Here is a 13,211-nt window from a genome sequence, read left to right as displayed (position 1 = left end):
TCAGCGTAGTCGCGCCCACCGACCGCCGGCGCCGCGGCGCCGCGCGCCGTCAGACGGCCACGGCTGCGGCCGCGAGCTCGGCCGCCAGACCGGCGTCGACGCGTGCGCGCAGCCGCGTGCCCGTCGGCGTGTGCTCCTCGACGTCGATGTCGCCGTGCTCGTGCACCCGGTTGACGAGGTCGCCCCGCGTGTAGGGCACGACGACCTCGACCTGGACACCGGGCCGGGGCAGCTGGTCCGCGATGAGCTCGTTGAGCTCCGCGATCCCCTCCCCCGTGCGCGCCGAGACGACGATCGAGTGCACCTCGCGCGAGCGCAGCCGCGCCACGGCCTCCGGCGAGGCGAGGTCGGCCTTGTTGAGGACGATGATCTCGGGCACGTCCATCGCGCCCGGGATGTCGGCGAAGACGTGCCGCACCGCCGCGATCTGCCCCTCGGGGTCGGGGTGCGACGCGTCGACGACGTGCAGGATGAGATCGGCCGCCGCGACCTCCTCGAGCGTCGAGCGGAACGCCTCGACGAGCTGGTGCGGCAGGTGCCGCACGAACCCGACCGTGTCGGCGAGCGTGTAGACCCGCCCGTCGGCGGCCTCGGCCCGCCGGACCGTGGGGTCCAGCGTGGCGAACAGCGCGTTCTCCACCAGCACGCCGGCGTGCGTCAGCCGGTTGAGCAGCGAGGACTTGCCCGCGTTGGTGTACCCGGCGATCGCGACCGACGGGACCGCGTTGCGCTCGCGCGACGCGCGCTTGGTGGCGCGCGCCGGTGCCATCGCCGCGATCTCGCGGCGCAGCTTGGCCATGCGGGTGCGGATGCGCCGCCGGTCCAGCTCGATCTTCGTCTCACCGGGACCGCGCGAGCCCATGCCGGCACCGGCGCCGCCGACCTGGCCACCGGCCTGCCGGCTCATCGACTCGCCCCAGCCGCGCAGGCGCGGCAGCAGGTACTCGAGCTGGGCGAGCTCGACCTGCGCCTTGCCCTCCCGCGACTTGGCGTGCTGCGCGAAGATGTCGAGGATCAGGGCCGTGCGGTCGACGACCTTGACCTTGACGATGTCCTCCAGCGCACGGCGCTGCGACGGGGCGAGCTCGCCGTCGACCACGACCGTGTCGGCACCGACGGCCGCCACCAGGGTCGCGAGCTCGGCGGCCTTGCCCGAGCCCAGGAACGTCCCGGGGTCGGGGGTCCGGCGACGCTGCAGGAGGCCGTCGAGCACCTCCGAGCCCGCGGTCTCGGCGAGCGCCGCGAGCTCGCGCAGCGAGTTCTCGGCGTCCTCGGCCGTACCGGCGCCCCACAGGCCCACGAGGACGACGCGCTCGAGCCGCAGCTGGCGGTACTCGACCTCGGTGACGTCCTGCAGCTCGGTCGACAGACCGGCCACGCGTCGCAGCGAGGTGCGCTCCTCCAGGTCGAGCTGGTCACCGTCGAACGCCGTGTGCGACGTCCCGCCGGCCTGCACGGCGGTCCCGGCCCGGGCGAGCACACGAGCGACGACGTCGTCGGCCACCTCCTGCGCGCTGCGCACCGGCGCGTCCTGCGCCTCGTCGGTGGTGTGCTCTCGGTCGTCCACGCGGGTCCTCTCGTCGGCGGTCGGCTGTGTCCAGGATCGCACGCACGTACGACCCCCGCGACGGGATTTCGCTGCAGGCACAGGGCCGGTCCACCGTTAACCTCGGTCCGGTGAGCGGCACCGACGACCCGCAGGTCGACCACTACTTCACGGCCCGCCCGGCCTCCGCCGAGCAGCGCCGGACGCTGCGCGTGCGGCTGGCGGGTCGCGACGTGGAGGTCGAGACCGCCGGCGGCGTGTTCTCGCCGGACCACGTCGACCTCGGCACGCAGGTGCTGCTGCGCACGGTGCCCGCGCCGCCGTCCCGCGGCGACCTGCTCGACCTCGGGTGCGGGTGGGGGCCGGTCGCTCTGACGCAGGCGCTGCTCTCCCCCGACGCGCGTGTGTGGGCGGTCGACGTCAACGAGCGCGCGCTCGACCTGGTGCGTCGCAACGCGACGCGCCTCGGTCTGGGCAACGTGGTCGCGACGACGCCCGACGCCGTGCCGGACGACGTGCGCTTCGACGCCCTGTGGTCGAACCCGCCCGTGCGCATCGGCAAGCCGGCGCTGCGCGCGCTGCTGACGCACTGGCTGCCGCGCGTGGCCACCGGTGGCGAGGCGTGGCTCGTCGTGGGCCGCAACCTCGGGGCCGACCCCCTGCAGCGCTGGCTGACCGACGAGGCCGGCCTGCCCACGACCCGCGAGGCGAGCGCCAAGGGCTTCCGCGTGCTGCGGTACGCGCCGTGACGTCCGAGCACGTCGGGGCCACGCCCGACGCCCTGTGGCGCGCCCGGCGCACGACCGCGTACGCCATGTTCGCCCTCGTCGTCCTCGTGGCGTTCGAGTCGTTCGCCGTCACGACCGTGATGCCGCAGGTGGCCGACGTCCTCGACGGCCGGGCCCTGTACGCGTTCGCCTTCGCCGGCCCGCTCGCGACGGGCGTCGTCGGCATGGTCGTGGCCGGGGCCTGGTCCGACCGGCGCGGGCCGGCCGCACCGTTCGCCGCCGGCGTCCTGCTGTTCGTCGTCGGCCTGGTCGTCGCCGGGGCCGCCACCCACATGGCGGTCCTCGTGGCCGGACGCCTGGCGCAGGGCCTGGGCGGCGGCGTGGTCAACGTCACGCTGCTCGTGGCCGTCGCGCGCGCCTACCCCCCGGTGCTGCACCCCCGCGTGTTCGCGTGGTTCTCGACCGCGTGGGTGCTGCCGTCCGTGGTCGGCCCGTCGCTCGCGGGCGTCGTGGCCGACCTCGCCGGCTGGCGGTGGGTGTTCCTCGGCGTCGCCGCGCTGGTGGTGCCGGCCGCGGTGCCCCTGCTCGCGACGGTGCGCGGCCTCGCCGCGTCGCCCGACGAGAGCCCCGCCACGCGCCCGCGCACCGCACCCGACGACGCGCGGCGTCGCGTCGGGTGGTCGGTGCTCGTCGCGGTCGCGGTCCTCGCGCTCAACCTGGCAGCGCCGCTGGACCCGCCGTGGGCGCAGCTCGCCGCGGGTGCGGCCGCGGTCGTCGCGGTCGCGGCGGTGCGTCCCCTGCTCCCGCGCGGAGCCCTGCGGGCACGCACGGGCCTGCCGAGCGTCATCGTCACGCGCATGCTGCTGTCGGGCGCCTTCTTCGGCGCCCAGGTCTACGTGCCGTACCTGTTCGTCGACCGCGACGGGTGGGGCACCACGGCGAGCGGCCTGGGGCTGTCGGCCGCCGCGCTCGCCTGGTCGGCCGCCTCGGTCGTCCAGGGCCGGCTCGGCTCCCGCCTGGCCAGCCGCACGGCCGTGCGCCTGGGGACCGTGCTGGTGCTCGTCGGTGTGGCGGGGGCCGCCGGCGCGACGGCGCTCGGACTGCCCGCGTGGGCCGTCGTCCTCGTCTGGACGGCCTGCGGCGCCGGCATGGGCCTGGGCTCGTCGCGGCTCAACGTGCTGCTGCTCGGGTGGTCCTCACCGCAGGACCAGGGCCGCAACAGCGCCGCGAACTCCATCGCCGACGCGGTCGGTGCCGCGCTCGCGCTCGCCCTGACGGGCGTCGTGTTCGTCGCCGCGGGCGGTGACGCGGCCTACGAGGGCCCCGGCCCGTTCGTGGGTGCCTTCCTCCTGACGGCGCTCCTGGCGCTGGGTGCCGCGCTCGTCGCGCCACGCGTCGGCGTGCCGCCCACCGAGCGTCAGGACGAGGCGCTGCCCTCCGGGACCGCGAGCGCGAGCGCCCCGAGCACCTGACGCGGCGTCGGGACGCCCTCGGCCCGCAGGACGACCGAACCCGTAGCGTCGAGCACCACGACCGTCGGCGTGACCGTCACCGCGAGCGCGGCGGCGAGCTCGGGCCCGTCGGCGACGTCGACGTCGACGTGACGCACGCCCGGCACCGCGTCCGCGACGCGTGCGAGCACGCGGTGGGCGGCCCGGCACGGCGCGCAGAACGCGCTCGAGACCTGCAGCAGCGTCGCCCGCTCCCCCAGGGGCGCGCCGACCTGGTGGGCGGTGAGCGTCGGGGTCACGCCGGCAGCGCCGCCAGGTCCACGTGCGCGTCGGCCACGAGCACGGCGGGTCCGGCGAGGTCCGCGCGGCCGTCGGGGTGCAGCGTGACGCGCACGGTGCCGCCCGGGACGTCGACGAGCCACACGGCGGGCGCCTGCGCGCCGCCCCAGGCGCGCACCGCCGCTGCCGCCGCGACGGCGCCGGTGCCGCACGAGCGGGTCTCGCCCACGCCGCGCTCGTGCACGCGCATGCGGACGCGCCCGACGACCGTGCCGTCGGGCGCGGTCCGCTCGCCCAGCGGCACCACGAGCTCGACGTTGGTGCCGTCGTCCGGGACCGGCTCGACGGCGGGGGCCACGGTGAGGTCGACGCGCTCGAGGTCGCTCTCCTGCGCGAGCACGACGACCGTGTGCGGGTTGCCGACGTCGACGGACAGCCCGGGCCGGGTCACGGCCAGACCCGCGACGTGGACCTGGGCGTCCCCGCCCGTCGAGAGCGCGTCGGGCCCGCCCGGCAGCGTCACCGCACCCATGCCGACCGTGAACCACGTGTCCTCGCCGCTCTCCGACGCGGTGGTCACCACCGTGCGCACCCCCGCCCGCGTGCCCACGTCCAGCGGACCCGCCTGCGGGTCCCACAGGCCGAGCCGGTGCGCGTACCGCGCGAAGACGCGGACGCCGTTGCCGCACATCTGCGCCACGGACCCGTCGGCGTTGCGGTAGTCCATGAACCAGGTCGTGCCGCGCACGTCGTCGGGCACCCCGGGGACGTGCCGCGTCGCGACCACGCGGATCACGCCGTCGGCGCCGATGCCGGCGCGCCGGTCGCACAGGCGACGCACCAGCGTGGGCGTCAGGTCGAGCTCGCCCTCGCGGTCGTCGACGAGCACGAAGTCGTTCTGGGTGCCGTGGCCCTTGGTGACCGCGAGCGCACCCGCGACGGGCCCGCTCGCGGACGGTGCGGCAGGGGTCTCGACGGTGGTCGGGGCGCTCGGGGCGGTCACGACCCCAGGGTACGGCGCACGGGCCCGCTCAGGTCGGGCGCCGGCAGCCGGCCGGCGTCCGCGGCCGCGACGACCTCGAGCGCGCGCGCCAGGAGCTCCGGGTCGCGGGCGTCGAGCCAGTGCACCCGCGGATCGCGTCCGAACCAGCCCATCTGCTTGCGGGCGAGGCGCCGCGTGCCCGCGGCCGTCGCGGCCCTGGCCGACCGCTCGTCGAGCTCGCCCGCCAGCTGCGCGAGCGCCTGCGCGTAGCCGACGGCACGCGACGCCGTGCGTCCCAGCCCGTGCGCCGCGAGCCGGCGGACCTCGTCGAGCAGCCCGCCGTCCCACATGCGCTCGACACGCCGCTCGATGCGGGCGTCGAGCGCCGCACGGTCGCAGTCCAGGCCGATCTGCACGGCCGGGACCTCGTACTCGTGGCTGGGCAGGTTCGCGGAGTACGGCCGTCCCGTCAGGGCGATGACCTCGAGGGCACGCACGATGCGCCGCGCGTTGCGCGGGCCGATGCCCTCGGCCGCGACGGGGTCGGCCGCGGCCAGCTCGTCGTGCAGGGCACGCGCACCCTGCGCCTCGACCCGCTGCTCGAGCGCCGCCCGCAGCTGCGGGTCCGTCCCGGGGAACTCCATCCGGTCGAGCAGCGCCCGCACGTACAGCCCGGAGCCGCCCACGGCGACGGCGCGGACGCCACGGCCGGCCAGGTCGGCGAGCACGCCACGGCCGAGCTCCTGGTAGTCGGCGACCGACGCCTCCTGCAGCGGGTCGAGCACGTCCAGCAGGTGGTGCGGCACACCCCGGCGCTCGTCCGGCCGGAGCTTCGCGGTCCCGACGTCCATGCCGCGGTACAGCTGCATCGCGTCGGTGTTGACCACCTCCGCCCCGAGCGCCTGGGCCAGGTCCAGCGCGAGGTCCGACTTCCCCGTCGCGGTCGGACCCACGACGGCCACGACGAGGCTCACGGCGCGACCTCCCACGCGACCACCGCGTGCGCGGCACCGTGCCAGAGCGTCGTGTGCAGGACGTCGGGCGCCGGCGGGGCCGTCACGGCGGCGTCGAGCGCCCCGACGAGGACCTGCCAGGGCGCCCACCCGGTCACGCCGAGGTCCGCGGCCAGGGCGGCGTCGAGCGCGGCGAGCGCGTCGCGCGCCGGGGTGCCACCCGCGTGCAGCGCGGCGAGCAGGCCGCGGTCGAGGCCGGCCGCCCGGTCGTCGTGCGGCAGCGGTGCGTCGTGCCCGTGCCGTGCGGCGCCGGACCCCACGACGACGAGCACCGTCGGACCCGTCGTGGTCGTCGCCGCCCCGATCGCACGCAGCGGGGCGGCCCTCCCCGGGGTCACCTCGACGACGTGCAGGCCGCGGGCCGGCACGCCGGCCTCCAGCGCGAGCCGCACGCCGGCCGCGGCACCGGTGCCCGGGGGGCCGGGGACCTCGGGCGGCCCGCCGGGCGCCACCTCGAGGCGCACCTGCGGCACGGGGTGCTCGAGCAGGTGGTCCGGCACGCCCGCCGCGGCGGCGCCGGCACGGACCGTGCCGGCCACCGACCTGTCGACGGGTCCCGGCGCGACGACGAGCACACGGGCCGTGCGGCCCACGGCGCGCGCCACGGCGGTCCTGGCGGCCGCGCGCAGGGCGACCAGCTCGGGGTCGTCGGGACCGCGTCCCGCGGCGCCGGGCAGCAGCAGGACGGTGTCCGGGACCAGGGCGACGGCGGCGAGCACCGTCCGACCGTAACGTCCCGCAGCCCCGCCGACGACGACCCCGCGCCCGCGGCGGGACGGGTGCTCGGGCGCACCGTCGGGGGCGGCGGGTAGGGTCGGCGCATGCGGTGGTTCCGTCAGCTCGCCCGCCGGTGGTCCGGCGCACACCCCGTGGCGGACACGTCAGCGGTGCCGCTCGACGACGTCGACCTGCACGACCGGGTCGCCGAGCTGCTCGTGCGGGAGCTCGGGACGGCCGAGCACGCGGCGTCGTCGCCCACCCCCGTGTCGCCCGCACGGATCGCGTCCTGGATGTCCGACAACCAGTTCTCGTACTTCATCGACAACGACGGCGACCTCGGTGGCCTGTGGCGGGGGCGCCTGTTCTACTTCTTCCTGTTCGGCCAGCAGGCGGAGATCCTGCAGGTGCGCGGGCAGTGGCACCGCGAGCTGGCGATCGAACGGCTCGAGGAGGTGCTCGACCTGTGCAACGAGTGGAACGCCGAGCGCATCTGGCCCAAGGCGTACGTGCGCGTGCGTGACAACGGCCGCGTCCACGTCGTCGCGGAGGTCGCGACCGACCTCGAGCACGGCGCGACCGACGCCCAGCTGAGCCAGATCCTGTTCTGCGGCCTGTCGACCGGCAGCATGCTGTTCGACGCCCTCGACGAGCGGTACCCCGACCCTGCCGGGGCGGCGCCGTGAGCGCCCCCGGCTGGCTGCTGCGCGTCCTCGGTGGGTTGCCCAAGCCGACCAAGGGCCGCTCCCTGGACGACGAGCCGCCGCGTCCCCTGACGCGCGACCGCGTCGCCGACTACCTGCTCGCGCGGGGGTACCGGTTCGTCGTCGACGACGACGGCGACCTCACGGGCACCTGGGACGGGAGCCGCTTCTGGTTCCTGCTCCTGGGCGAGCAGCAGGAGATCCTGCAGGTGCGGGGACGCTGGCACCGCTCGCTGCCGCTCGAGCAGCGCCGGGCGCTCGCGCTCGCGCTCAACGACTGGAACCGCGAGCGCATCTGGCCCAAGGCGTACGCGCGCGAGGAGGAGGGGATGCTCGCGGTGTACGCCGAGGTCTCCGCCGACCTCGAGCCCGGGGTCACCGACGTGCAGCTCGCACAGCTGCTGGCGTGCGGGCTCGGGACCGGCGTGCAGCTGTTCGCGGCGCTCGACCCGATCGTGCCGGCGGACGGCGCCCCGCCGCCGGACGTGCCGGACAACTGAGCGTCACAGACCGCCGAGGATCCGGCCGAGGACGATCTTGGTGATCATCGCCGCCGGGTAGACCAGCGCGTAGCCGAGCGCCACGCGGGCGTCGTACCCCGTGCGCGCGTTCGCGAACGCGAGGACCGCGGGCTGGGTCTGGACGCCGCCCATGATGCCCGACAGCCGCGTCCCGCCGACCGCGAAGACGCGTCGCATGACGACGTACAGGCCGGACGCGACCACGGCCGTGACCACCACGCCGAGCGCCAGGATGCGCAGCCAGTCCCCCGACGTGAAGGCGGCGCCGATCTGCGCCCCCGCCCGCGTCCCCGCCTGCGCCAGGAAGATCAGCAGACCGAGCTCGGCGATCGCCTGTGCCGCCGTGTACGGCATCGCGGTGACCACGGGCCCGATGCGCCCCAGCCGCCCGAGGACCAGCCCGACGACCAGCGTGCCCGCCGCCGAGCCGATCGTGAAGACGCTCCCGCCGAGCGGGATCGCCATCGCCCCCAGGAGGATGCCGGCGACCATGCCGATGCCCAGGACCACGGGCATGATGTCCGACATCCCGCGCGAGGAGTCGCCGAACCACGTCGAGACCTCCGCCATGCGCTCGCGGGGGGCGATGACGCGCACCCGGTCCCCGAGCTGCAGCTGGAAGTCGTCGGTCGCGATCACGTCGACGTCGCCGCGGCGCACGCGGGAGATGGTGGCACCGAACCGGTGGAGCAGGTCGAGCTCGCCGATGGTGTGCCCCGCCACCCGCTCGGCCGAGACCGTGACGCGGCGCATGTCGAGGTAGAGCCGGTCGGCCTCGAGCCGGTGCGACGACGCGTGCCCGAGCTCACGCGTGACCGCGTCGACGTCCTCGGTCGGCCCGACGACGGTGACGAGGTCGTCGAGCAGCAGGAGGTCGGCGGCCTCCGCGGTCCGGATGGGCGACTGCTCGCCCCGCCGCACGCGCGAGAACTTGATGCGGTCGCCGTGCTCCTCCTCCAGGTCCTCGATCCGTGGACGACCCGTGGCCTCGACGCGCACGGTGCGGCTGACGAGCGTCGGGGGTGCGTCCGTGTCACGCTCCCGGTGCCGCAGCGCCGCGGACACCGCGACGAGCATCCCGACGACGCCGAACAGGTACGTGACCGCGTACCCGATGGTCGGGCCGGTCGCATCGCCCGCCGCGTCGCGCGCGGCCGCGAGCGCGGGCGTGTTGGTGACCGCGCCCGCCCAGGCGCCGGCGACCACGGCGTGGTCGAGCCCCAGGAGCCGACCCACCCCCACGGCGACGGCGGCGCTCGCGGCGAGCACGCCGGCCACGGCGAGGACGGGGCCGAGGCTGCGTCGCAGCGACGAGAAGAAGGTCGCACCCGAGACCAGGCCGACGCAGAACGTGAACAGGGTCAGTCCCAGCGTGCCGAGCGCCTCGGTGATCTCGAGGTCGACGCCGTAGGAGGCCGCCCACGCGGACAGGCCGATCGCGAGGAACAGCACGGCGGCCGCGCTCAGCCCCACCCCGCGGACCTTGACGTGGCCCACGGCCGAGCCCACGCCGATGACGACGAAGAGCAGCAGGACGGGCTGCTGGGCGAGGAAGACGAAGATGCCGGACATCACGACTCCACGTGTGCTGCGGGCGCCGCGGGACGGCGGCGTTGCCGTCCCCATTCAAGCCCGCGGCGACGCCGCGGACGTGGTCCCAAGGGCCCGGGTGCGCACGACGGCGACGGGCGACGAGCGCCCGCCTCACCCCTCAGGCGCTGGGGCGTCCGATCCCCGGCAGACCCAGCACGACGGGCCCCGCAGCCCCACCGCCCGTGCCGCAGCCGCCGCCGGCGCCGTCGTGGGCGTGCTCCTGGCTGCCCTCGGCACGCGCCTGCCAGGCGTCGCCGGCCCGCGTGCGCCGGACGACGAAGACCCCGCCGGGCGTGAGCGCCGAGTCCGCGACCAGGTGGTGCGGGGCCGAGCCCGTGACCTCGACCGTCACGAGGTCCCCGGGCCGCGGTGCGGCGGCCGGGTCGAGGCCGACCGGCAGCGCCAGGTGCACCAGCCGGTTGTCCTGCGCCCGGCCGGAGATCCGGGCGGTCGCACTGTCCTTGCGTCCCTCGCCCTGTGCGACGAGGACGTCGACCGTCCGGCCCACCTGCGCCGCGTTCTCCTCTCCCGAGATCCGCTCCTGGAGCGCGACGAGCCGCTCGTACCGCTCCTGCACGACGTTCTTCGGGAGCTGGTCCGGCAGATCGGCGGCGGGGGTCCCGGGACGCGGCGAGTACTGGAACGTGAACGCCGAGGAGAAGCGCGCGGCCTCGACGACGCGCAGCGTCTCGAGGAAGTCCGCCTCGGTCTCCCCGGGGAATCCGACGATGACGTCCGTCGTGATGGCGGCGTGCGGGATCGCCGCGCGCACGCGGTCGAGGATGCCCAGGAAGCGGTCTGCGCGGTAGGAGCGACGCATGGCGCGCAGCACGCGGTCGGAGCCGGACTGCAGCGGCATGTGCAGCTGCGGCATGACCGTCGGCGTGGCCGCCATCGCCTCGATCACGTCGTCGGTGAACGCCGCCGGGTGCGGGGACGTGAAGCGCACGCGCTCGAGCCCGGGGACCGCGCCGACGGCCCGCAGCAGCTTGCCGAACGCGTGCCGGTCACCGAACCCCACGCCGTAGGAGTTGACGTTCTGGCCCAGCAGCGTGACCTCGATCGCACCGGTGGCGACGAGGGCCTCGACCTCGGCCAGGACCTCGCCGGGCCGGCGGTCGCGCTCCTTGCCGCGCAGGTGCGGCACGATGCAGAACGTGCAGGTGTTGTTGCAGCCGACGCTGATCGACACCCACCCCGCGTACACGGACTCGCGGCGCGTCGGGAGCGTGCTGGGGAAGACCTGCAGCGACTCGGCGATCTCGACCTGCGCCGCCGCGTTGTGCCGGGACCGCTCCAGGAGCGCCGGCAGCACGTCGAGGTTGTGCGTGCCGAACACCACGTCCACCCACGGGGCGCGCTCGACGATGCCGGCGCGGTCCTTCTGCGCCAGGCACCCGCCGACCGCGATCTGCATGCCGCCGGGGCGCGACCGCTTGGCGCCCGCGAGCCGGCCCAGGTTCCCGTAGAGCTTGTCGGCCGCGTTCTCGCGGACGGCGCAGGTGTTGATGACCAGGACGTCGACGTCCTCGGCAGCGGCGTCGGCCGGCTGCGCGGGCACGTAGCCCGCGTGCTCCAGCATGCCCGCCATGTGCTCGGAGTCGTGGACGTTCATCTGGCAGCCGAGCGTCTTGACCAGGTACGTCAGCGGACGGCCGTCGGCGCGCACGGCGCCGCCCGCGTGACCCTCGGGAACGGGCGCCGTCGCGTCCGCGGGCGCGGGGGCAGGCAGTGTGGTGGACATCGCCCACCAGGGTACGACCCACGTCCGGCACCCCTCGTACCGCCCGCACGGAGCACCTGCGGGCCGCAATCGCCCGAACCGCCGTTACTGGACCGTGACGTCCATTCATGGCGAATGCAACATCTCACCCGTAGGTTCGACCAATGGCCGACAGCATGACGGCGGAGCCCCGGCCCGCGGACGTCACGACACGCCCGACCGGCGAACCGCTCATCGTCCTCGACCACGTCGAGAAGCACTTCGGTGAGCTGCACGTCCTGCGGGACGTCAACCTCACGATCCACCGCGGCGAGGTCGTCGTCGTCATCGGCCCGTCGGGCTCCGGCAAGTCGACGCTGTGCCGCACGATCAACCGGCTGGAGACGATCGACTCGGGCACGATCTCGATCGACGGCAAGCCGCTGCCCGCCGAGGGCCGCGAGCTGGCGCGGCTGCGCGCGGACGTGGGCATGGTGTTCCAGTCGTTCAACCTGTTCGCGCACCGCACCGTCCTGGAGAACGTCACGCTCGGCCAGGTGAAGGCCAAGGGCGTCAAGCCCGCCGTCGCCAAGGCCACGGCGATGGACCTGCTCGAGCGCGTCGGCGTGGCCGACCAGGCCGCCAAGCGGCCCGCGCAGCTCTCGGGAGGCCAGCAGCAGCGCGTCGCGATCGCCCGCGCCCTGGCCATGAAGCCGAAGGCGATGCTGTTCGACGAGCCGACGTCGGCGCTCGACCCCGAGATGATCAACGAGGTCCTCGACGTCATGGTCGGGCTCGCGCAGGACGGCATGACGATGGTCGTCGTGACGCACGAGATGGGCTTCGCGCGGCGCGCGGCCCACCGCGTCGTGTTCATGGACGCCGGCCAGGTCGTCGAGGAGGCCGAGCCGGAGACGTTCTTCACGGCACCGCGCAGCGGCCGCGCCAAGGACTTCCTGTCCAAGATCCTCACCCACTGACCAGCACCTCGACGGACCGATGATGGACGAACGAAGGGAAGCGCTCATGCGTGCACGACGACTGGCGGTCGCCCTCACCGCGGTGGCAGCACTCACGCTCGGAGCCTGCGCCGGCAACGCCGACGAGCCCGAGGACACCGCCGACGCGGGCGGGACCGAGACCAGCGACGCCGGCGGTGCCGAGGGCACCCTGCGCATCGGCATCAAGTTCGACCAGCCCGGCCTGGGCTACCAGGACGGCAGCGACTACACCGGCTTCGACGTCGCGGTCGCGCAGTACGTCGCCGAGAAGCTGGGCTACGGCGCCGACCAGATCGAGTGGGTCCAGGCACCCTCCGCGCAGCGCGAGACCATGCTCCAGAACGGCCAGGTCGACATGATCTTCGCGACCTACTCGATCACCGACAAGCGCAAGGAGGTCGTCGGGTTCGCCGGACCGTACTTCGTCGCCGGGCAGGACCTGCTGGTCGCCGCGGACGACGACTCGATCTCCGGCCCCGAGGACCTCGAGGGCAAGAACCTGTGCTCGGTCACGGGGTCGACGTCGGCGCAGCGCATCAAGGACGAGTACGCGGCCGGCACCCAGCTGCTCGAGCAGCCCGGCTACGCCGAGTGCGTCACCGCCCTGGTCGCGGGCACCGTCGACGCGGTCACGACGGACGACATCATCCTGGCCGGTCTCGCGGCGGTCCCGGCCAACGAGGGCAAGGTCAAGGTCGTCGGCAACCCGTTCTCCGAGGAGAACTACGGCGTCGGGCTGCCCAAGGACAGCGACGTCTGCGAGGACGTGAGCGCCGCGATCACCGAGATGATCGAGGACGGCTCGTGGCAGGACGCGCTCGACGAGAACGTCGGCGCGTCGGGCTACGTCCCGAACGAGGAGCTCAACCCCCCGACCGTCGCCGCCTGCGCCTGACGGTCACCTGATCACCGGCCCGGGGGCGGGGCCCCCCCCCGCGGGGGCGGCCCCCCGGCCCCCCCCCCCCCCCCCCCCC

Annotated in this window: 13 protein-coding genes; 6 read left to right on the top strand and 7 right to left on the bottom strand. The window is 75.2% G+C overall.

Going from position 1 to position 13,211, the window contains the following annotated elements; translation table 11 throughout:
- Positions 1 to 49: 49 nt before the first annotated feature.
- Positions 50 to 1,567 carry a GTPase HflX gene (hflX, locus tag H9657_RS17580; protein ID WP_191784733.1) on the bottom strand — a complete coding sequence of 506 codons (1,518 nt, stop codon included), beginning with the start codon at positions 1,565 to 1,567 and terminating at the stop codon, positions 50 to 52.
- 110 nt (positions 1,568 to 1,677) lie between these two features.
- Between hflX and H9657_RS17575 the strand changes: the two genes are divergently transcribed.
- Complete coding sequence (locus H9657_RS17575) at positions 1,678 to 2,295, top strand: class I SAM-dependent methyltransferase (protein ID WP_191784732.1); 618 nt, start codon at positions 1,678 to 1,680, stop codon at positions 2,293 to 2,295.
- Entirely contained in the window at positions 2,292 to 3,746 is a 1,455-nt protein-coding gene (locus H9657_RS17570) for an MFS transporter (RefSeq protein ID WP_318241576.1), read from the top strand. Before H9657_RS17575 ends, H9657_RS17570 begins: the two co-directional genes overlap by 4 nt.
- Here the strand turns inward: H9657_RS17570 and H9657_RS17565 are convergent.
- The 4 genes from H9657_RS17565 to H9657_RS17550 are packed head-to-tail and all read right to left on the bottom strand — an operon-like array spanning position 3,692 to position 6,718.
- Positions 3,692 to 4,024 (bottom strand): TlpA family protein disulfide reductase, encoded by a 333-nt coding sequence (locus H9657_RS17565; protein WP_191784731.1) that lies wholly within the window; start codon positions 4,022 to 4,024, stop codon positions 3,692 to 3,694. The two genes, H9657_RS17570 and H9657_RS17565, sit on opposite strands and share 55 nt — an antisense overlap.
- Complete coding sequence (dapF, locus tag H9657_RS17560) at positions 4,021 to 5,007, bottom strand: diaminopimelate epimerase (RefSeq protein ID WP_191784730.1); 987 nt, start codon at positions 5,005 to 5,007, stop codon at positions 4,021 to 4,023. The genes H9657_RS17565 and dapF overlap by 4 nt, the downstream gene beginning before the upstream one ends.
- Positions 5,004 to 5,960: a tRNA (adenosine(37)-N6)-dimethylallyltransferase MiaA gene (gene miaA, locus H9657_RS17555; RefSeq protein ID WP_191784729.1), complete on the bottom strand. Its 957-nt coding sequence runs from the start codon at positions 5,958 to 5,960 to the stop codon at positions 5,004 to 5,006. Before miaA ends, dapF begins: the two co-directional genes overlap by 4 nt.
- Entirely contained in the window at positions 5,957 to 6,718 is a 762-nt protein-coding gene (locus tag H9657_RS17550) for a hypothetical protein (protein ID WP_191784728.1), read from the bottom strand. The genes miaA and H9657_RS17550 overlap by 4 nt, the downstream gene beginning before the upstream one ends.
- Before the next feature lie 102 nt (positions 6,719 to 6,820).
- On the opposite strand from H9657_RS17550, the gene H9657_RS17545 reads away from it, so the two are divergent.
- Together H9657_RS17545 and H9657_RS17540 are read left to right on the top strand one after the other, a co-directional pair.
- Positions 6,821 to 7,402 (top strand): type III secretion system chaperone family protein, encoded by a 582-nt coding sequence (locus tag H9657_RS17545; protein WP_191784727.1) that lies wholly within the window; start codon positions 6,821 to 6,823, stop codon positions 7,400 to 7,402.
- Positions 7,399 to 7,920, top strand: coding sequence for a type III secretion system chaperone family protein (locus tag H9657_RS17540; RefSeq protein ID WP_191784726.1), 522 nt, complete (start codon positions 7,399 to 7,401; stop codon positions 7,918 to 7,920). Before H9657_RS17545 ends, H9657_RS17540 begins: the two co-directional genes overlap by 4 nt.
- A gap of 3 nt (positions 7,921 to 7,923) precedes the next feature.
- Here the strand turns inward: H9657_RS17540 and H9657_RS17535 are convergent, their stop codons facing one another.
- Positions 7,924 to 9,513 carry an aspartate:alanine exchanger family transporter gene (locus tag H9657_RS17535; RefSeq protein ID WP_191784725.1) on the bottom strand — a complete coding sequence of 530 codons (1,590 nt, stop codon included), beginning with the start codon at positions 9,511 to 9,513 and terminating at the stop codon, positions 7,924 to 7,926.
- 139 nt (positions 9,514 to 9,652) lie between these two features.
- Entirely contained in the window at positions 9,653 to 11,278 is a 1,626-nt protein-coding gene (miaB, locus tag H9657_RS17530) for a tRNA (N6-isopentenyl adenosine(37)-C2)-methylthiotransferase MiaB (RefSeq protein ID WP_191784724.1), read from the bottom strand.
- Positions 11,279 to 11,421: 143 nt separating this feature from the next.
- Between miaB and H9657_RS17525 the strand changes: the two genes are divergently transcribed.
- Positions 11,422 to 12,216: an amino acid ABC transporter ATP-binding protein gene (locus tag H9657_RS17525; protein WP_191784723.1), complete on the top strand. Its 795-nt coding sequence runs from the start codon at positions 11,422 to 11,424 to the stop codon at positions 12,214 to 12,216.
- Positions 12,217 to 12,262: 46 nt separating this feature from the next.
- Positions 12,263 to 13,132, top strand: coding sequence for a glutamate ABC transporter substrate-binding protein (locus tag H9657_RS17520; RefSeq protein WP_191784722.1), 870 nt, complete (start codon positions 12,263 to 12,265; stop codon positions 13,130 to 13,132).
- The last annotated feature ends 79 nt before the right edge of the window (positions 13,133 to 13,211 follow it).

The organism is Cellulomonas avistercoris (genome assembly GCF_014836445.1).
GTDB lineage: Bacteria > Actinomycetota > Actinomycetes > Actinomycetales > Cellulomonadaceae > Cellulomonas > Cellulomonas avistercoris.
Note: the sequence above shows the minus strand (reverse complement) of the source record. Positions and strands in the feature narration are given on the sequence as shown.